The organism is Halotalea alkalilenta DSM 17697 (genome assembly GCF_000621205.1).
Lineage (GTDB): Bacteria > Pseudomonadota > Gammaproteobacteria > Pseudomonadales > Halomonadaceae > Halotalea > Halotalea alkalilenta.
Genome location: NZ_JHYY01000041.1, coordinates 1 through 19,377, shown reverse-complemented (window position 1 = coordinate 19,377; position 19,377 = coordinate 1). Strand labels below are relative to the sequence as shown.

Sequence of the window (19,377 nt, the reverse complement as noted above, 5' to 3'; positions counted from 1 at the left end):
CGCTCCTTAACCGGCGACCGGGGTCAGGCGAAAACCGACCAAGTGCTCGAGACTGAGAAGCCGTTCGCTGAGCCGGGTGAAATTGTCGCGCGAATACGAGCGCAGCATCATTTGGTACTCGAAGGTCTCGGTGGAATGGCTGAGATGGTAGCTGATGCTCAGCACCCGGCAACCGTACGACTCGATCAGCGTGCGGACGAACTTCTCGTCCGGCGTGCTGCTGGCCGGAAAGCGCAGGGTGTGAGTGGCGAACATCTGGCTGCGCATGCGCGACTCGACCTGGCGAAACAGCGCCAGCGTCACCAGCGTCGCGACCGTGGTCAGCACCGCCGGCCACCAGAAGCCGATGCCGAAGAGGATACCTATCGAGGCGGTGATCCAGATCGACGCGGCGGTGGTCAGCCCGCGCACGGTCAGTCCCTCCTTGAGGATCACCCCGGCACCGAGGAAGCCGATCCCGGTCATGATCCCCTGGGCCATGCGGGTCGGGTCGGTCTGGACGTGACCGACCATCCCACTCGGCAGCCATTCGGCCTGGTAGGTGGTGATCAGCGTCAGAAGCGAAGAGGAGATACACACCAGCGCATGGGTGCGAAACCCCGCCGGACGACCGTGAAAGCTACGTTCCAGCCCAATCAGGCTGCCTGCGAGCCACGCCGTGGCGAGGTGCAGGACAACGCCCGTGGGATCACTGCCCATCCAGTCACTCAAGGTCGCAAGTCCTTCGATACAAGTCGGTTTCCAAGTTGACGAGATTAGCCTTTTTCCCTCTCCGCCAACATAGCGAGAGCGTTACCAGGCGAGTCGAAATGTAGATGTAAACCAAATACACCTGACAAGGTTGACATATTCACGATCGAATCGAGAAACTGTGACCGCCTTCCCTTCGATAAAAAGCGAATTCCATGACCGAGCCCAGACACGATTGGCGACGCGATGAGATCGAGGCACTGCTCACGCGCCCGTTCAACGACCTGCTGTTCGACGCCCAGCGCGTGCATCGTGCGCACTTCGACCCCAATGCGGTGCAGGTGTCCACCCTGCTGTCGATCAAGACCGGCGCCTGCCCGGAGGATTGCAAGTACTGCCCGCAGTCGGGGCACTACAACACCGGCCTCAGCCGCGAAAAACTGATGGCGGTCGAGCGCGTGCTCGAAGAGGCGCGCCAGGCCAAGGCGGCCGGTGCCACTCGTTTCTGCATGGGCGCGGCGTGGAAGCACCCCAGCGCCCGCGACATGCCCTACGTGATCGAGATGGTCAAAGGAGTACGCGCCCTCGGGCTCGAGACCTGCATGACCCTCGGCCGGCTCGATGCCGACAAGGCACGCGCGCTCGCCGATGCCGGCCTCGATTACTACAACCACAATCTCGACACCTCGCCTGAGTTCTACGCCAGCATCATCACCACCCGGACCTACGCCGAGCGCCTCGAGACGCTCGACCACGTACGCGATGCGGGGATGAAGATCTGCGCCGGCGGGATCCTCGGCATGGGTGAGTCGATACGAGACCGCGCGGGGCTGCTGCAGCAGCTGGCCAACCTGCCGGTACATCCGGAGAGCGTGCCGATCAACATGCTGGTCAAGGTCAAGGGCACCCCGCTCGAGCATGCCGAGGATCTCGACCCGTTCGAATTCGTGCGTACCGTGGCCGCCGCCCGCATCCTGATGCCGCGCTCCCACGTACGGCTCTCAGCCGGGCGTGAACAGATGTCCGATGAGCTCCAGGCGCTGACCTTCCACGCCGGGGCGAACTCGATTTTCTATGGCGAGCGCCTATTGACCACGACCAATCCGCAGGCGAGCCGCGACCAGCGGCTGTTCGAACGCCTGGGCCTGCATCCCGAGCGGCGCGAGGCGTTCGATGACGACACCCTCGACCTGGCGATCCAGCAGACCCTCGGTGCCCAGCGAGTCGCCGAGCTGAGCGTCGATGCGGCGGCACGTTGAGGACGCCACGTTGAACATGTCGGCAAGCCTCGACGCCCATCTCTCCACGCGCCTGCAGCAGCGCCATGCAAGCGGGCGTCATCGCTGCCGCACGGTGCGCGAACTGCCCGAGCGTACCCTCGACTTCGCCGGCAACGACTATCTCGGCCTCGCCCTCGACCCGCGCCTGCACCAGGCGCTGGCCGAGGGGGCGCGCCGCTATGGCGCCGGAGCCACGGCATCTCCATTGATAGGCGGCCAGCTCAAGATCCACGAGCGGCTGGAGGCGGCGCTCGCCGAACTGCTGGATCGTCCACGCGCTCTGCTCTTTCCCAGCGGCTTCCAGGCCAACCTCGGAGTGATCGGCGCGCTGGCCGGACGCGGAGACCACACGTTCCACGACCGGCTCAACCACGCCTCGCTACTCGATGGCAGCCGGCTGAGCGGCGCCCGGCTCGAACGCTTCCTGCATGCCGATGCCGGCGACCTCGACGCCCGCCTGTCGCGCACGAAGGGGACGGGGGCGCGGCTGGTGGTCAGCGATGCGGTGTTCAGCATGGATGGCGACATCGCCCCGCTCGCCGAGCTCGCCCGGGTCAGCCGCGCCCACGGTGCCTGGCTCGTGATCGACGACGCCCACGGCGTCGGCGTGCTCGGTCCGCGCGGAGGCGGTGCAGCGAGCGCCGCCGGGCTTTCCCTCGAGCAGGTGCCGGTGCTGGTCGGCACGCTGAGCAAGGCATTCGGCGTTCAGGGTGCCTTCGTCGCCGGCAGCGAGAGCCTGATCGATGCACTGATCCAGTTCGCCCGCCCCTACGTCTACTCCACCGGGCTCGCCCCGGCGCTGGCGAATGGCGCGCTCGAGGCCGCGAGGATCATCACCACCGAGCCGGAGCACCGCCAGCGGCTCGGCGCCAACATTGCCCATCTGCGCAAGATGGCCCAGGCGGCTGGCCTTACGCTCGCGCCCAGCACCACACCGATCCAGCCGCTGCCGATCGGCGATGAGCGCGCGACGATGGCACTGGCCCAGGCGCTGGCGCAGGATGGCACTCGGGTCGGCGCGATTCGCCCGCCGACCGTACCGCTCGGCGGCTCGAGGCTTCGTATCACGCTCAGTGCGCGACACCGCGCCGACCAGATCGAGCAGCTGGTCGAGCGGATCGTTCACCACCGCCGCGCTCTCGGTCTCAACCCGCTGACGGAGAAGCCGTGATGCATCCACAGCGCCTGATTCTACTGCCCGGCTGGGCGATCGGCCCGCGAGCGCTGGCCCCTCTCGCCGCGAGCCTCGAGCGCGCGGCGGGCTGGCTCGAGGTCGAGACCCCAGAGTTGCCGCCCTACGGGCACGCCCGCCCGGAGGTCTGGCTCGAAGCGCTGGGCCTGGCGCTGGGCCTCGACGACAGCCGCGAGGACCCGCGTCCCACCTGGATCGGCGGCTGGTCGCTCGGCGGCATGCTGGCGGTGGCGCTCGCAGCCAGGCGCCCCGAGCGCTTCGCCGGCGTGATCGGCCTCGGCGCCAATGCCCGCTTCCTCAGCGCCAGCGACTGGCCGCAGGCGATGCGACCGGCGACCTTCCAACGTTTTGCCAGCGAGCTCGAACACAGCCCCCACGACACCCTGCGTCGCTTCGGTGCGCTCGCCGCCCAAGGCAGCCGCGATACCCGACGGCTGGCGCGGGTGCTGGTGCAGGCGCTGCTCGACGTATCGCTGCATGAAACCCGCGCCGGGCTCAAGCTGTTGCGCTGGCTGGATAACCGCACCGCGCTTTCGACCCTTACGCTTCCGCAGCTCTACCTGTTCGCCGAGCACGACGCGCTGGTGCCTTTCGCCTCGCAGCAGGAGGTGCAGCGGCTCTGCACCCGCCAGGCCACGTGCATGCGGATCGAGAATGCGGGCCACGCCTTCGTGATCGATCAAGCCGCGCTCAGCGCCGAGCGGATAAGCGCCTTCATCGCGGCGAACCCGACGGAGCGCGAGCGGTGACCCAGCCCGCCGCGGTTTCGCCGGCGAGCGGCGAGAAGCGCCGGATCGGCGCCTGTTTCGCCGCCGCCGCCGCAAGCTACGACCACGCCGCTGCGCTGCAGCGTGAGATCGGCCTGGCGCTGCTCGACGAGCTCTCGGGCCATGTGACGATGCCACCGAACGGACGTTGCCTGGATCTCGGCTGCGGCACCGGCTTCATCCTCGACCAGCTGGCCGCCCGCGGGGTGGCGGCGGACCACCTGTTCGGTGCCGATCTGGCCATGCCGATGCTCGAGCAGGGGCGACGCCGCCGGCCCGGGGCGCGGTGGCTGTGCGCCGACGCCGAGCGGCTGCCGTTCAATGACCGAAGCTTCGAGCTGATCATCTCCAATCTGCCGGTGCAGTGGCTCGATGGGCTCGAGCGGTTTCTCGCCGAAGCCGCGCGCACCCTGCGCCCTGGGGGCTGGCTCGCATTCACCACGCTGGGAACCCGGACGCTCGCCGAATTCGAACGCCTGTGCCGCGACGCCGCCCAGCCATCGCGGGTCAATCGCTTCATCACCAAGGACAAGCTCAAGGCCTGCCTCGAGCACGCCCCGCTGCGCCTGGAAGCCCAGCGCCGTTCGCGCCATGTGCGACGCTATCCCGGCGCCTGGGCGCTGATGCGCGAGCTCAAGCAGCTCGGCGCGCACCATCTGGCATATCCCACCCACCCTCACCTACATGCCCGCGCAGCCGGCCTCGGCGGCCGCAGCCGACTCGTCGCCCTGGAACGGCTAGCCGGCCTTCGCTATCCCGAAGGCGTACCGGCCAGCTACGACACCCATTTCATCATCCTGCGCAAGCCCGATTGAGCCAAGCCATGTCCCATCACGCCTATTTCGTCACCGGCACCGACACAGACGTCGGCAAGACCCGGATCGCCTGTGCGCTGCTCCACCTCGCCCGCGCCCGCGGCCTCTCCACCGCCGCCGGCAAGCCGCTCGCCTCAGGAGCCGAACGATACGCCGAGGGCCTGCGCAACGACGACGCCCTGGCGCTCGCCGCCGAATGCCGGCCGCGCCTGCCCTATGCCATGGTCAACCCATTCACCTTCGCCCCGGCGATCGCGCCGCACATCGCCGCCCAAGAGGCGGGAGCGGCTCTGTCTCTGGCTGCGGTGGCCGCGCCGATGCGCGCGCTGCTCGCACAGCGGGCCGACTTCAGCTTGATCGAGGGCGCCGGCGGCTGGCGAGTGCCGATCGACGATCGTCATACCCTGGCCAACCTGGCGCAGACGCTGGATCTCGACGTCATCCTGGTGGTCGGCGTGCGCCTCGGCGCGCTCAACCACGCCCGACTCAGCTTCGAGGCGATCGAGGCCGACGGTCTGCGCGTCGCCGGCTGGGTCGCCAACCTCGTCGACCCAGGCATGGCGTCCGCGCCGCAAGCGTCCCGTCTGGACGCCAACCTGGCGAGCCTCGCCCACTGGCTGCCCGCTCCCTGCCTCGGCGTGGTACCGCACCTGGACGCCCCGACTCCCGCCGCCGTCGCCGCCCATCTCACCCTGACGCCTCTGCTCGAGGCAGCGCCGAGGAGAGCCGAATGAGCCTCAACGCCCAGTGGACCGAACGCGACCTGCGCGCGGTATGGCACCCCTGCACCCAGATGAAGGACCATGAGCGCCTGCCGATGGTGCCGATCCGCCGCGGCCGTGGCGTGTGGCTCGAGGATTTCGACGGCAAGCGGTACCTCGACGCGGTGAGCTCGTGGTGGGTCAACGTGCTCGGCCACGCCAATCCCGAGATCAACGCCCGGGTCAAGGCCCAGCTCGATGAGCTCGAGCACGTGATTCTCTCCGGCTTCACTCATCGTCCGGTGATCGAGCTCTCCGAGCGCCTCGCCGAGCTCGCGCCGCCGGGCCTCGGCCACTGCTTCTACGCCGACAGCGGCTCGGCCGCGATCGAGATCGCGCTGAAGATGAGCTTCCACTATTGGCGCAACTGCGGCCGCCCCGAGAAGCGCCGCTTCCTGACCATCGCCAACGGCTACCACGGCGAGACCCTCGGCGCGCTCTCGGTCAGCGACGTCGGCCTCTACACCGACACCTACCGCGCGCTGCTGCTCGATGTGATCAAGGTGCCGACGCCGGACTGCTTCGGCCTGCCGCGCGAGCAGTGGGAGGCCCACGCCGAGACGATGTTCGCACCAATGGAGGCGGCGCTCGCCGAGCACGCCGACGAGCTCGCCGCGGTGATCCTCGAGCCGTTGATCCAGTGCGCGGGCGGCATGCGGATGTATCCACCCGGCTACCTGCGGCGGCTGCGCGAGGCCTGCGACCGCCAAGGCGTGCAGCTGATCTTCGATGAGATCGCAGTCGGCTTCGGTCGCACCGGCACGCTCTTCGCCGCCGAGCAGGCGGGGGTCAGCCCGGACTACCTTTGCCTGTCCAAGGCGCTCACCGGCGGCTACCTGCCGCTGTCGGTGGTGATGACCACCGACCAGGTATTCGACGCCTTCTACGACGACTACGAGCGGATGCGTGCCTTTCTCCACTCGCACAGCTACACCGGCAACCCACTCGCCTGCGCGGCGGCGCTAGCGACGCTCGAGCTTCTCGAGCGCGACCAGGTGATCGAGACCAATCGGGCCAAGAGCGCGGCGATGGCCCGGGCGAGCGCCCCGCTGCGCGATCACCCCCAGGTCGGCGACGTGCGCCAGACCGGCATGGTGGTGGCGATCGAGATGGTCGCCGACAAGGCAACGATGACCCCTTACCCCTGGCAGCAGCGCCGCGGCCTGAAGGTGTTCCAGCATGCGCTGTCGCGAGGCGCGCTGCTGCGCCCGCTCGGCAGCGTGATCTATTGGATGCCGCCCTATGTGATCAGCGAGGAGGAGATCGCGTGGCTGGGCGAGCTGACCGCGGAGTGCATCGAGGTGGCTACCGGCGAGCGGTAGCCCGAGCGGATACGGGCGTCCTTTTCGAACCTCCAATACCACAACGGGACCAAGCAAAGATTATATTCAAGTTAATCGGACTGCGAATAGCGGGCAAAAAACCACTTTATTTAGTCACAAAAATCCCCCCTACCAAAGCACAACACAGATTGGCGTCCGCGCCCGTATCGCCTCGACCGAGCATCGATTAGGGTTCCTCCGTCCTCGCCCCGAACGCCGCTCTAGAGCGCATGCGGCGATTCAACGATGCCGAATAGAAGATCAAAAAGATGCGCATCGCTTCCCCTTCGATTTGGAGAACCGTGAGATGTTGACGACGCTTGGCTTTGGCATGGTCGCTTCCTTCATGTATCTGATCATGAGCAAGCGGCTGACCCCCGTGCTCGCGCTGATCCTGGTGCCGATCATCTTCGGCCTGCTCGCAGGCGCCGGCGGAGAGCTCGGCGCGATGATGCTCGATGGCATCCGCAACATCGCCCCCACCGGGGTGCTGCTGATGTTCGCGATCCTCTACTTCGGGATCATGATCGACACCGGCCTTTTCGATCACCCGGTGCGGCTGATTCTCAAGCTGGTCAAGGGCGACCCGCTCAAGGTGGTGATCGGCTCGGTGGCGCTGGCGCTGCTGGTCTCGCTCGACGGCGATGGCTCGACCACCTACATGATCTGCTGCGCGGCGATGCTGCCGCTCTACAAGCGCCTCGGCATCAATCCGCTGATCATGACCTGTCTTTTCATGCTCGCCAGCGGCGTGATGAACCTCACCCCTTGGGGCGGCCCGACCGCGCGCGCGGCGAGTGCGCTCTCGCTCGACCCGGCCGACATCTTCGTGCCGATGATCCTGCCGATGGTGGCGGCGATCGCCTGGCTGTTCCTGCTCGCCAGCCTGTTCGGCCTGCGCGAGCGCAAGCGCCTCGGCGTGCTCAAGGAGCGCCTGGTGGAGAACGACACCGAGGTGTTCGTCTCCCCCGACGAGCACGCACGCCGGCCGAAGCTTCTGTGGTTCAATGGCCTGCTGACGCTCGGGCTGATGGCCGCGCTGATCAGCGGCATACTGCCGCTGCCGATCCTGTTCATGATCGGTTTCTGTATCGCGATGGTGGTCAACTACCCGAGCCTGGCGATGCAGAAAGCGCGGATCGATAGCTACGCGCCCAGCGTACTGGCGGTGGTCTCGATCATCTTCGCCGCAGGCGTGTTCACCGGCATTCTCGGCGGCACCGGCATGGTCGAGGCGATGTCGACATCGCTGATCAGCGTGATCCCCCCGTCGATGGGCCCCTATCTGGCACCGATCACCGCCCTGCTCGGGCTGCCGTTCACCTTCTTGATGTCCAACGACGCCTTCTACTTCGGGGTACTGCCGGTGCTCGCCGAGACCGCCAGCCACTATGGCATCTCGACCGTCGAGATCGCCCGCGCCTCGATCATCTGCCAGCCGTTCCACCTGCTCAGCCCGCTGGTGCCCTCGACCTATCTGCTGGTCGGCCTGGCTGGGGTGGACTTCGGCGATCACCAGCGCTTCACCTTCTTCCTCGCGATCATCACCTCGCTGGTGATGATGTTCACCGCCATGGCGCTGGGCATGTTCCCGCTGCTCGCGGGCTGAGCAGGCGCTCAGATCCCAATTGACCTTGGCGTGGAGAGCGTGGTTCGACTCGGCGAGCCTTACACTGCTCAGAGCTCGCGCAGCATCACGCTGACCCATTCGCCAAGCCACTCGCGCCGGTCGATCTCGCGCCAGCCAAGTCGAGCATAGAGGGCCTGCTGATCGGGCGTATACAGATAAAGCCGCTCGAGGCCCGCGCTGCGGGCCCGCTCGGCAAGCGTTGCCACCATCCAACCGGCGAGACCTTGCCCGCGCGCTTGGGGTGCGATGAAAACCGAGGCAAGCCAGGGTGTCCAGGCCGGCTCCAGATCCATGTCGTAGGCCAGCAGTTGGATGCCGCCGAGTATCTCGCCGTCCAGCTCGAGCACGTAGCTGGAGGGCACCGGCTGGCCCGGTGCGCCACACTCATCGGTGAGCGCCGCCTCCCAACTGCGCGCATTCTGATGAGGGTGCAGCCCGCCCCACTGCTCGTACTGCCACCCACTCAAGATGCCCAAAGCGCGCTCTCCGCGCGCCAATCGGCGCAGCCGCAGGTCGCTGGGCTGGTCTACCCGATGGGGATCTCGCTCGCCCGCTGCACTCATCAATGAAAACCATTCCCGACAAAGATAAGGGGTATTGAAAGCTTGGATAAGAAGGCCTGAATAGTGCCTTACCAATGGCTGGGATACCATCGCGGTCAAGATCCATGCGCCCTCGGTTCCCATCGGGGGCTCGTCGCGTGACTGACACCCGAACCAACCATCACGCTATAAGAAGATCTCTTTTCATACCTTCTAATTCTAGTCGCTCCTCGTTAGCATGCTCGCCCGCGACCTGAGGACGACGATGAGGAAAGACTATGTCCAGTGGCCCCCTGCTCGACACCAATAGCCCGCTGAGCGCGGCTCAGGCGGAGCGTCTCAATCAGGCCCTGGCAGGCCTCGACGCGCGCCAGCTCACCTGGCTCTCGGGCTATCTCTCCGGGCTCGGCGCGGCCGGGACGCTGTCGGCGCCCGTGCAGGCTCCCGCCAGCGGCGCTGACACCGCGTTTCCCTTGGTGATCCTCTACGGCAGCCAGACCGGCAACGCCGAAGGGGTAGCCGAGATGGCGCTCGAGCGCGCCAAGGCGCGTGGCTTCGAAGCCCGACTGGCCGATATGGCCGAGTTCGGCAAGAAGGACTTCAAGGCGCCCGCCAACTACCTGATCGTGGTCAGCACCCAGGGCGAGGGCGATCCACCCGACACCGCCGAAGGCTTCTTCGAGCTGATCAACGGCCGCAAGGCGCCGGATCTCAAGGGCTCGCGCTTCTCGGTGCTCGGCCTTGGCGACTCCAGCTACGAATACTTCTGCCAGATGGGCAAGCTCACCGATGCGCGGTTCGCCGAGCTGGGGGCGGAGCGCATCCTCGACCGGGTCGATTGCGACGTCGATTACGATGAGCCCGCCGAGCGCTGGATCGAGGCCACGCTGGATGCCTATCAGGCGCTCAAGGGCGAGTCCCAGGCGCCCCAGCCGGCCGCTGGCTTCGCCATGCCGGCCGCCGCCGCGGCGCCGAGCGCCTACTCGCGCAAGAACCCGTTCGAGGCCGAGGTGCTCGAGTCGATCCAGCTCAACGGCCGCGGCTCGCTGAAGGAGACCCACCATATCGAGCTTTCGCTCGAGGGCTCCGGGCTCAGCTACCAGCCCGGCGACGCGCTGGGCATCGTGCCGCAGAACGATCCGGGCTACGTCGATGAGATGCTCGATACCCTGGCAATGGATGCCGAGCATGACCTCGGTGAGGGACGACTGCTGCGCGATGCCCTGCTCAAGGAGCTGGAGGTCACCACCCTCACCCGGCCATTCGTCAAGCACTGGGCCGAACTGAGCGAGGCATCGGAACTCAAGCGCCTGCTCGCGGAGGATGCCAAGGACGAACTGCGCGACTGGCTCTACGGCCGCCAGCTGATCGACATCGTCCGCGACTATCCGGTCACCGGCATCGACGCGCCGACCTTCGTCAGCGCGCTGCGCAAGCTGCCGCCGCGGCTCTACTCGATCGCCTCCTCGCTCGACGCCAACCCCGACGAGGTCCACCTGACCGTCGGCATCGTGCGCTACGAAGCCCACGGCCGCGCCCGCGGCGGCGTCACCAGCACCTGGCTTTCCGATCGCGTCCGGCCGGGCGACACGGTGCCGATCTACATCGACCACAATAAGAACTTCAAGCTGCCAGAGAGCGGCGATACACCGATCATCATGGTCGGGCCGGGTACCGGCATCGCGCCGTTCCGCTCGTTCATGCAGCAGCGCGAAGAGGACGGTGCCAAGGGCGGCAACTGGCTGTTCTTCGGCGATCAGCACTTCGAGTCCGACTTCCTCTACCAGGCCGAGTGGCTGAACATGCGCGCCAAGGGGCTCCTGACCCGGCTCGACGTGGCGTTCTCCCGCGATCAGGCGGAGAAGATCTACGTCCAGGACCGGATGCGCGAAAAGGGTCGCGAGCTTTACGAGTGGCTGGAAAACGGTGCCCACTTCTACGTCTGCGGTGATGGGGAGCGCATGGCGGTGGATGTGCACAATACGCTGATCGAGATCGCCAAGACCCACGGTGGCCGCGACGAGGAGTCGGCGACCGCCTGGCTGCGCGAACTGCAGCAGGCCAAACGCTACCAGCGGGACGTTTACTGATGACCGATATCATTGCCAAACTGCGCGACGAGGACCTGACGACCTACGCCGCCAACGAGAAGCTCAAGGTCGATAGCGACTACCTCCGTGGACAGCTGATGGAGGACATGGCCGACATCGCCACCGGCGCGGTCTCCGATGGAGACCTGCAGCTGACCAAGTTCCACGGCTTCTACCTCCAGGACGACCGCGACCTGAGAAGCGAGCGCCGCCAGCAGAAGCTCGAGCCGCTCTACTCCTTCATGGTGCGGCTGCGCATCCCGGGCGGTCGGCTGAGCACGGCCCAGTGGCTGGTGATGGACCGGGTCGCCACCGACTACGCCAATGACACCCTGCGCGTCACCACCCGCCAGACGCTGCAGTACCACGGTGTGTTCAAGCGCAACCTGCGCGCGCACCTGAAGACGATCAACGACGTGATGGTCGATACCATCGCCGCCTGCGGCGACGTCAACCGCAACGTCACCTCGACCGCCAACCCGCACCGCTCGCGGCTGCATCTGGAGCTCTTCAAGCTGGCGGCGAAGATCAGCGACCATCTGCTGCCCCACACTCGCGCCTACCACGAGATCTTCCTCGGCGAGGAGCGGGTCTACGGCGGCCCGGACGAAGTGGTCGAGCCGCTCTACACCAAGCACTACCTGCCGCGTAAGTTCAAGATCGGCCTGGCCCTGCCGCCGGACAACGAGATCGACATCCACACCAACGACATCGGCTTCATCGCCATCGTCGAGGGCGGTGAAATCGTCGGTTTCAACGTCGCGGTGGGCGGCGGCATGGGCTCGACCCACGGCGAGCCCGATACCTATCCGCGGATCTCCGACGTGATCGGCTACGTGCCGGTCGACAAGGCGGTCGACGTCGCCGAGAAGATCATGCTGGTCCAGCGTGACAACGGCGACCGCAAGAGCCGCAAGCACGCGCGGGTCAAGTACACCGTCGATACCATGGGCCTCGAGGGCTTCAAGGCCGAGCTCGAGAACTACCTCGGCTACGCGCTCGAACCAACCCGTGACTATCGCTTCGACACCACCGGCGACCTGCTCGGCTGGTACCAGGGCGAGGACGGCCTGTGGCACTACGGGCTGTTCGTCGAGAACGGCCGGGTCAAGGACTATCCCGAGGACAGCCCGATCCACGCCGGAATGAAGCTCAAGAGCGGACTGAAAGCGATCGCCGAATCGTTCGATGGCGACATCGTGATGAGCTGCAACCAGAACGTGATCATCAGCAACGTGCCGGAGGCCGCCAAGGCTTGCATCGACGAGCTGCTCGACAAGTTCAACATGGTCAAGAGCGCCACCCCGCTGCGCCAGCACTCGATCGCCTGCGTCGCATTGCCGACCTGCGGCCTGGCGATGGCCGAAAGCGAGCGCTACCTGCCGACCCTGCTGGACAAGCTCGACGCAGTGATGCGCGACGCAGGGCTCGAGCAGGATCCGATCGTGCTGCGGATGACCGGCTGCCCAAACGGCTGCGGCCGCCCGTTCATGGCCGAGATCGGCTTCGTCGGTAAAGCGATCGGGCGCTACAACCTCTATCTCGGCGGCAACTTCACCGGCACCCGGTTGAACAAGATGTATCGCGAGAACATCGACGAGAAGACGATCCTCGAGGAACTGACCCCGATGATCCACCGCTACGCCCGGGAGCGCGAGCCGGGCGAGTGCTTCGGCGACTTCGTGATCCGCGTAGGGATCATCAAGGCCACCGTCAACGGCCTCGATTTTCATACCCAATAGGCAGCTACGCCGCTGACGGCATCGACGAAAAAACGCACGCCCCGGGGCGTGCGTTTTTTCGTTCGTTTGGATGAATAGCCAAGCCACGCCACTCAGTACGGCTGCGGCGGCGGATGATCGAAGAAGTCGTTGAAGCGCGCGAGTTCCGCTTGCATGGTCTCCACATCGATCGGGGCGAAACGCACCTCCTGGCGCGCCGGCACCTGGGACAGACGGCCGAGATCGAGCGGGTGCAGCCAGCCGAACAGCGGATAGCCCCCCATCGTCTGGCAGTCGGACATCAGCACGATCGGCTCGCCATTGGGCGGTACCTGGATCGCGCCCGGGCAGATGCCGAGCGACATCTTGCGGCTCGGCACCTCGCGCAGCGGCCGTTCGTGGCAGAGACGGATCCCCATCCGGTCCGAGCTGGCCGAGACCTGCCAACGCTGGTCGAAGAATCGCTCCACCTGGGCGGTGGGAAAGAGATGATGATCGCCTCCCGGCAGCACGCGCAGCAGCGGCACCTCCCGATAGTCGGGAATCATCTTCCACGGTACCCGTGCCCCGAGGCGGAAGGCGTCCCCACCCGGAGGATGGGGCAGCAAATCGCCGCGGGCGAGCGGCCGCCCGTCACCGTGCAGGCCGCCGAGGCGGTTGCGCGCGTGGGTGGCTACCGAGCCCAGCTTGGGTTCGACCAGGAATCCGCCGCGCACCGCCAGGTAGCCGCGCTGGCCGCTGGAGGCGAAGCCAACGCTCAGGGTCTGCCCGGCGCGGATGGCGAAGCGGCTCCAGCCGGAGAGCGGACGCCCGTCGAGGTGCAGCGCCATTCCCGCGCCGGTGAAGGCCAGCCAGGTATCCTCCCGGGCACGCAGCCGCAGGCCGCCGAGGGTGACCTCGATCAAGGGGCTGCCGGCCGGATTGTCGAGCATCCGGTTGGCCCAGGCCGCCGCGTGGGGGTCCATCACCCCGGACCGGGAGACGCCGAAGCGCTGGCTGCCGATCCGGCCGCGATCCTGGATCAATGACAGCACCCCCGGTTCGAGCAGTTCGAGCGCCCCCGTCCCGCCCTTCTTTCGCTGGGTCATTTCACTCTCCCCACCGGCATCTCCCACTCGCCGTCGAGGGCGTGGAACTCGTTTTCGTCGATGGCGTAGAAGCGCACCGCATCGCCCACCTCGAAGCGTCCGGGTGGCCAGCGCGAGGGGTCGTAGAGCCGGGTCGGGCAGCGCCCGATCAGATTCCAGCCCCCCGGCAGGGCCTGAGGATAGATCCCGGTCTGGTGCTCGGCGATCGCCACGCTCCCCGCCGGCACCAGGGTCCGCGGAGTGGCGCGACGCGGACGCACGAGCAGCGGATCGAGCCCACCGAGATAGGCGTAGCCGGGCACGAAACCGACCGCGCCGACGTAGTAGTCGCCGGCGGCGTGGCGTTCGATCACCTCCTCCACGCTGAGCCCGCAGGCCTCGGCGACCTCGGCGAGGTCTTCGCCGACGTACCATACCGGCATCTCGTGGCGGCGCGCGGTGCGTACCTGGCCGGTATCGAGCTCACGCCAATCGGAGAGCATCGGCCCGAGCAGGCGCTCGAGGCTCGGGTAGTCGATGCGACGCAGCGAATAGTGGATCAGCAGGGTATCCCAGCCGGGGATCATGTCGAGCACCGCCGCTCCGAGGCGGGCTTCGACCCGGCGGGCGAAGTCGATGATCGAGCTCGAAAGCAAACGGCTCGGCGGGCGCTCGAAGCTGATCAGTGCGGCCTCGGCCCCGGCGGGTTCGATCCGGATCACTGGGCCTCCAGCGCTGCGCGCAGCCGGGCCAGCACCGCCCGCGACTGCGGATTGTCACCGTGCACGCAGAGGGTGTCGGCGGCGAGCTGCATCGGCTGGCCGTCGATGTCGTCGAATGCCTCGCCGCGCGCGATCGCAAGCGCCTGGGCGACGATCCGCTCCGGGTCCTTGTGCACCGCATCCGCACGCGAGCGCGGCGAAAGCCGCCCATCGGCGAGATAGGCGCGATCGGCGAAGGCCTCGAACAGCACCGGTACACCCGCCGCTTCGGCCGCCGCGAGCACCGGCGCGCGATCCGCCACCGCCAGCGTCATCAGCGGTAGGCCCTCGCGGTAGAGCCGGCAGGCGCGCAGCGCCGCGTCGAGCATCTCCGCCCGCTGGTAGATCGCGTGGTACAGCGCACCGTGGGGTTTGACGTAGTCGACCTGGGTACCGTTGGCGCGACAGAAGGCGTCCAGCGCACCGATCTGGTACAGCAGCAGGTCGGTGACTTCATCGATACGCATCTCCATCGCCCGGCGTCCGAAGCCTTGCAGGTCGGGATAGCCGGGATGGGCACCGATCGATACCCCATGCTCGACGGCAAGCCGCACGCTCTGCGCCATGACGCTGAAATCGCCGGCGTGGAAGCCGCAAGCCAAGTTGGCCTGATCGACCAGCGCCATCGCCGGCGCCTCGTCGGCGATCCGCCAGTTACCGAAACTCTCACCCATATCGCAATTGAGCAGCAGCCGGGCCATGCGGGGGTCTCTCCTGTAGCTCGTCGTTATTGAATGCTGTTGTCGAAGCTTGGACGACGAGTCTGCGCAAGCCACGCGCGCGGTGTCCAACAAAAAAACCAGATCACCGGCGATAAGCCGATGGCCCGAATGGGCGTGATCAGGCCTCGATCCGCGGGTGGTCGTGGAGCACCACGTTGAGCAGCGAGCTGTGGATCTCGATGCCGCCGTTGTAGGAGATGAAGCCGAGCTCGCGGAAGCGGTTCATGAAGAAACTGACCCGCGAGCGCGTGGTACCGATCATCTGCGCCAGCGTCTCCTGGCTGATCTTCGCGATCACCGGCTCAGGCCCACCCTCCTGGCCGAAATTCGCCAACAGCAGCAGCGTCCGGGCGAGGCGCTTTTCGCTCGAGTTGAACAGCTGGTCGACCAGGTCGGCCTCTACTCGAATGGCGCGGCTCAGCAGATGGGCGATGAACGCTTCGGAGAACTCCGGCTGCTCGCGGATCAGCCCAACGATCGCCGGCTTCTCCAGCCGCACGATCACCGCATCGGTCATGGTCGTCGCCGTCGAAATGCGCAGCGCCTGCCCGGCGAGGCACCTCGCCGATCCTCGACAGCACCAATGCGGCCTCGAACGATGGCGGATGACGGATCGTCATGACACGACCTCCTCTGGTGGCGCACCGCTGGCTATCGCTGGAGTCACCGATGGCGTCGGCGCCATACGGCGGCCGCTGGAACCACACTGAACGAGCGTAGCACGCCGGCGGTGATCAATAATGCTCAGACATCGGGCGGCGCACGGCGCAGAATGGACTCACAGGAGACCCATCGTCGAACTTCCCCTCGGCATGCCCCCTACCCCGGACAGGCGCCCGGCAATCGGCTCAACGGTTGCCCGGCGAGCATCCTAGCCTCTCAGGAGCCGCGCTATGAAACCTCTGGCCGCGCCAATCGATGCCAGCGCACGGACCCGCGCGCTGATACGCGCGCTGGGTGGCTACCGCGTAGCGCATCTGCGCCGAAGCCTGGCGGAGATCGCGATCACGGTGATTCCCTTCGTCCTCGCCTGGGCGCTGCTCTGGTACTGCGTAAGCCAGGGCTACTGGATAGGCCTGGCGCTGGTCATCCCCGCGGCGGGACTGCTGGTACGCATGTTCATGATCATGCACGACTGCAGCCATGGCTCGTTCTTTCGCTCCCGGCGCACCAACGACTGGGTCGGACGGGCGATCGGCGTGCTGACCCTGACCCCGTTCGACTTCTGGCGCCACACCCATGAGCTCCACCACGCCAACTCGGGCAATCTCGACCGCCCGCGGGTCGGCGGCATCGACACCCTGACCGTGCGCGAGTATCGCGCGCTAACGCCGCTCCAGCGGCTGCGCTATCGCGCCTACCGCCACCCGCTGGTACTGTTCGGACTCGGCCCGGCGTACATCTTCCTGCTCGACAACCGGCTGCCGGTAGGCTTCATGCGTGCAGGCGCGATGCCATGGCTGAGCACCATGGCGACCAATCTGGCGATCGCCGCCGTGACGGCGGCGATGATCTGGCTGGTCGGCGTCGTCCCCTTCCTGCTCGTGCAGCTACCGATCATGCTGCTGGCCACCTCGATCGGGGTATGGCTGTTCTACGTCCAGCACCAGTTCGAGGAGACCTTCTGGGCCCGCGACGAGGAGTGGAACGTGCGCGTAGCGGGGCTGCACGGCAGCTCGCACTATGACCTGCCGGCAGTGCTGCGCTGGTTCACCGCCAACATCGGCGTCCACCACGTCCACCATTTGTGCTCGCGCATCCCTTGCTACCGCCTGCCTGAAGTGCTGCGGGAACATCCCGAGCTCCGCGACATCGGCCGGCTGACCCTGGGTCAGAGCCTCGTCTTGGTGCGCCTGATGCTGTGGGACGAAGACCAACGACGGCTGGTCTCCTTCAAGCAGGCACGCCCTGCGCTGGACGCGCGGGACTGAACGCTCGCCGGGCGGGTCGCGCAGTGCGCATCAACGCAGTTCGACCGCATGGCGCCGCTTCGCCACCAGCTCGCCGAACGAGACCAGCGCAAGGCCGAGCTCCGCGGCCATCGCCAGGAACGCCCCCTCCTCGCGCGGCTCGACCGCGACCAGCAGCCCACCGCTGGTCTGCGGATCGCAAAGTACCAGCCGCTGACGCTCGCTCAGCCCCTCGATGCGCTCACCGTAGCTTGCGAAGTTGCGAGTCGTCCCGCCCGGCACGCAGCCGCGCTCGATGTACTCATCCACCCGCTCGAGCACCGGCACCCTGGCGGCATCGATGCTGGCGGTGAGCTCGCTGCCATCGGCCATCTCGACCAAATGCCCGAGCAGGCCGAAGCCGGTCACATCGGTCATCGCCCTGACCCCTTCGAGCCGCGCGAAGCGGCTGCCCGCGCGGTTGAGCGTGCACATCAGATCCCGCGCCACGCCGACGTCCTGATCGAAGAGCGCGCCCTTCTTCTCCGCGGTGGTGAGAATGCCGATGCCCAGCGGCTTGGTCAGGTAGAGCCGGCAGCCCTCGGTGGCGGTGTCGTTGCGCTTGATCCAGCGCTTGTCGACAAGGCCCGTGACCGAGAGACCGAAGATCGGCTCCGGCGCATCGATCGAATGGCCCCCGGCCAGCGGAATGCCCGCTTCATCGCACACCGCCCGTCCACCGCGAATCACCTCCCGCGCCACCTCCGGGCCAAGCTTGTCGACCGGCCAACCGAGGATCGCGATCGCCATCAGCGGATCCCCCCCCATCGCATAGACATCGCTGATCGCATTGGTCGCCGCGATCCGGCCGAAATCGAACGGATCATCGACGATCGGCATGAAGAAATCGGTGGTCGAGATCACCCCGCGCTCCTCATCGATCGCATAGACCGCCGCATCGTCACGCGAGGCATTGCCCACCCACAGCCTGGGATCGAGATGCTGCGCCCCACTGCCAGCGAGGATCACCTCCAGCACCTTCGGCGAAATCTTGCAGCCGCAGCCCGCACCGTGGCTGTACTGGGTCAAGCGGATCGGCTCACTCATCGCGGCTCCCTCCATCCAAGGGGTGGAAAACATCGGAGCCTGGATTCTCAAGGTTAGCGAAGGGATTGCCAAGGTTGCGAGGGTCGGACAAAGATCGAAAAAGGCGGGGGCTTTCATCCAAGCGATCCGCAAAGCGCACGTGGAGCGTAGCGGCTCGTGGCTGGAGATAGCGGCAGGCTAGCCGCCAGTCTCCCATCGCTGAGCTGTACGCTCAGTATATGCAGACTGGCTTACACCCATCGCGATGGAAGACATGGCCTACGCGAGTGAAGATGCTGGAGAACTAGGTTTTGTACGAAAAGTCGGCACGTAGGCGACGGTCTATGCAAGCGAGGCATACCATGGCACGAAAGCTACGGGCCAGCTTGTCATAGCGCGTAGCGATTCGGCGTAGTTCCTTGAGCCAGCCAAAGCCCCGTTCGATGACATTGCGCTCCCGATACTTGGGCTTGTCGAACCCTCGGGGTAATCCGGGACGAGGTTTTCGATGCATCTTGCGCTGCGCAATGACCGGCTTCATCCGGTGCCGGTCGCAGTAGCGGCGCAATTCATCGCTGTCGTAGCCCTTGTCTGCCACGACATAGCGGCAGCGCTTTCGGGGCCGGCCCATGTTTCCCGGTAGACGAATCGTTTCCATCGTGGGAATGAAATGACGAAAGTCGGCGTCCTGACCGGGTGACAATGTGAAAGCCAGTGGCCATCCATGCCGGTCGCAGACCAGATGAATCTTGGTGGTCAAGCCGCCCCGGCTGCGGCCCAGCGCATGGTCTACCGGTTCGTCCGCCCCCCCTTTTTACCGCCTCCCGTGGCGGCTCGAGTCGCACGAACGGCCGTGGAATCGATCATCCAGGTGTCCAGGTCCATCAAGCCATCCTCACGAAGCTTGAGCTGAAGACGTGCCAGCACCGCATCGAAGGTGCCGTCATCGCGCCACTGGCGAAAGCGTGCGTACGCGGTGCTCCAAGGGCCATAGCGCTCTGGCAAGTCGCGCCATTTGGCCCCCGAGCACAGGACCCAGAAG

17 protein-coding genes and 1 pseudogene are annotated in these 19,377 nt (G+C 66.4%); 10 read left to right on the top strand and 8 right to left on the bottom strand.

The genetic code is table 11. The features are described from left to right. Positions 1 to 6: 6 nt before the first annotated feature. Entirely contained in the window at positions 7 to 711 is a 705-nt protein-coding gene (locus tag Q376_RS0108305) for an MgtC/SapB family protein (RefSeq protein ID WP_245598925.1), read from the bottom strand. 194 nt (positions 712 to 905) lie between these two features. Here Q376_RS0108305 and bioB point away from each other — a divergent pair, with 194 nt between their 5' ends. From bioB to Q376_RS0108265, 7 genes are all read left to right on the top strand, one after another. After that, complete coding sequence (gene bioB, locus Q376_RS0108300; RefSeq protein ID WP_027349931.1) at positions 906 to 1,949, top strand: biotin synthase BioB; 1,044 nt, start codon at positions 906 to 908, stop codon at positions 1,947 to 1,949. A 16-nt stretch (positions 1,950 to 1,965) separates the two neighbouring features. Continuing rightward, the gene (gene bioF, locus Q376_RS0108295) at positions 1,966 to 3,141 is read left to right on the top strand and encodes an 8-amino-7-oxononanoate synthase (protein WP_027349930.1); all 1,176 of its coding nucleotides are present in this window, start codon (positions 1,966 to 1,968) and stop codon (positions 3,139 to 3,141) included. Continuing rightward, the gene (locus Q376_RS0108290) at positions 3,141 to 3,911 is read left to right on the top strand and encodes an alpha/beta fold hydrolase (RefSeq protein ID WP_027349929.1); all 771 of its coding nucleotides are present in this window, start codon (positions 3,141 to 3,143) and stop codon (positions 3,909 to 3,911) included. Before bioF ends, Q376_RS0108290 begins: the two co-directional genes overlap by 1 nt. Next, positions 3,908 to 4,744, top strand: coding sequence for a methyltransferase domain-containing protein (locus Q376_RS0108285; protein WP_027349928.1), 837 nt, complete (start codon positions 3,908 to 3,910; stop codon positions 4,742 to 4,744). Before Q376_RS0108290 ends, Q376_RS0108285 begins: the two co-directional genes overlap by 4 nt. A gap of 8 nt (positions 4,745 to 4,752) precedes the next feature. After that, positions 4,753 to 5,478: a dethiobiotin synthase gene (gene bioD / locus Q376_RS21900; protein WP_043446910.1), complete on the top strand. Its 726-nt coding sequence runs from the start codon at positions 4,753 to 4,755 to the stop codon at positions 5,476 to 5,478. Further along, a complete protein-coding gene (locus Q376_RS21895; RefSeq protein ID WP_043446908.1) occupies positions 5,475 to 6,827 on the top strand; it encodes an adenosylmethionine--8-amino-7-oxononanoate transaminase in 1,353 nt (450 codons plus the stop codon). The genes bioD and Q376_RS21895 overlap by 4 nt, the downstream gene beginning before the upstream one ends. A 307-nt stretch (positions 6,828 to 7,134) precedes the next feature. Next, positions 7,135 to 8,436, top strand: coding sequence for a CitMHS family transporter (locus Q376_RS0108265; RefSeq protein ID WP_027349926.1), 1,302 nt, complete (start codon positions 7,135 to 7,137; stop codon positions 8,434 to 8,436). Between the two features lie 68 nt (positions 8,437 to 8,504). Here the strand turns inward: Q376_RS0108265 and Q376_RS0108260 are convergent, their stop codons facing one another. After that, complete coding sequence (locus tag Q376_RS0108260; RefSeq protein WP_162177893.1) at positions 8,505 to 9,020, bottom strand: GNAT family N-acetyltransferase; 516 nt, start codon at positions 9,018 to 9,020, stop codon at positions 8,505 to 8,507. 257 nt (positions 9,021 to 9,277) lie between these two features. On the opposite strand from Q376_RS0108260, the gene Q376_RS0108255 reads away from it, so the two are divergent. Then, entirely contained in the window at positions 9,278 to 11,089 is a 1,812-nt protein-coding gene (locus tag Q376_RS0108255; RefSeq protein WP_027349924.1) for an assimilatory sulfite reductase (NADPH) flavoprotein subunit, read from the top strand. Further along, the gene (locus Q376_RS0108250; protein WP_027349923.1) at positions 11,089 to 12,831 is read left to right on the top strand and encodes an NADPH-dependent assimilatory sulfite reductase hemoprotein subunit; all 1,743 of its coding nucleotides are present in this window, start codon (positions 11,089 to 11,091) and stop codon (positions 12,829 to 12,831) included. The genes Q376_RS0108255 and Q376_RS0108250 overlap by 1 nt, the downstream gene beginning before the upstream one ends. Before the next feature lie 92 nt (positions 12,832 to 12,923). On the opposite strand, the gene Q376_RS0108245 is transcribed toward Q376_RS0108250, so the two are convergent. The 4 genes from Q376_RS0108245 to Q376_RS21890 all read right to left on the bottom strand — a co-directional run bounded on the left by Q376_RS0108245 (position 12,924) and on the right by Q376_RS21890 (position 15,877). Further along, positions 12,924 to 13,898: a 5-oxoprolinase subunit C family protein gene (locus tag Q376_RS0108245; RefSeq protein WP_155834222.1), complete on the bottom strand. Its 975-nt coding sequence runs from the start codon at positions 13,896 to 13,898 to the stop codon at positions 12,924 to 12,926. Continuing rightward, the gene (gene pxpB / locus Q376_RS0108240; RefSeq protein WP_027349921.1) at positions 13,895 to 14,599 is read right to left on the bottom strand and encodes a 5-oxoprolinase subunit PxpB; all 705 of its coding nucleotides are present in this window, start codon (positions 14,597 to 14,599) and stop codon (positions 13,895 to 13,897) included. Before pxpB ends, Q376_RS0108245 begins: the two co-directional genes overlap by 4 nt. Next, positions 14,596 to 15,339 (bottom strand): 5-oxoprolinase subunit PxpA, encoded by a 744-nt coding sequence (locus Q376_RS0108235; RefSeq protein WP_027349920.1) that lies wholly within the window; start codon positions 15,337 to 15,339, stop codon positions 14,596 to 14,598. Before Q376_RS0108235 ends, pxpB begins: the two co-directional genes overlap by 4 nt. Before the next feature lie 139 nt (positions 15,340 to 15,478). Then, a complete protein-coding gene (locus Q376_RS21890) occupies positions 15,479 to 15,877 on the bottom strand; it encodes a Crp/Fnr family transcriptional regulator (protein WP_081803451.1) in 399 nt (132 codons plus the stop codon). Between the two features lie 376 nt (positions 15,878 to 16,253). On the opposite strand from Q376_RS21890, the gene Q376_RS0108225 reads away from it, so the two are divergent. After that, the gene (locus Q376_RS0108225) at positions 16,254 to 17,291 is read left to right on the top strand and encodes a fatty acid desaturase (RefSeq protein ID WP_027349919.1); all 1,038 of its coding nucleotides are present in this window, start codon (positions 16,254 to 16,256) and stop codon (positions 17,289 to 17,291) included. 30 nt (positions 17,292 to 17,321) lie between these two features. Here Q376_RS0108225 and selD read toward each other — a convergent pair whose 3' ends face one another. Then, positions 17,322 to 18,356 carry a selenide, water dikinase SelD gene (gene selD, locus Q376_RS0108220; RefSeq protein ID WP_027349918.1) on the bottom strand — a complete coding sequence of 345 codons (1,035 nt, stop codon included), beginning with the start codon at positions 18,354 to 18,356 and terminating at the stop codon, positions 17,322 to 17,324. 283 nt (positions 18,357 to 18,639) lie between these two features. Further along, positions 18,640 to 19,377 (bottom strand): annotated as a pseudogene (locus Q376_RS24255) (IS5 family transposase); the annotation flags it as partial.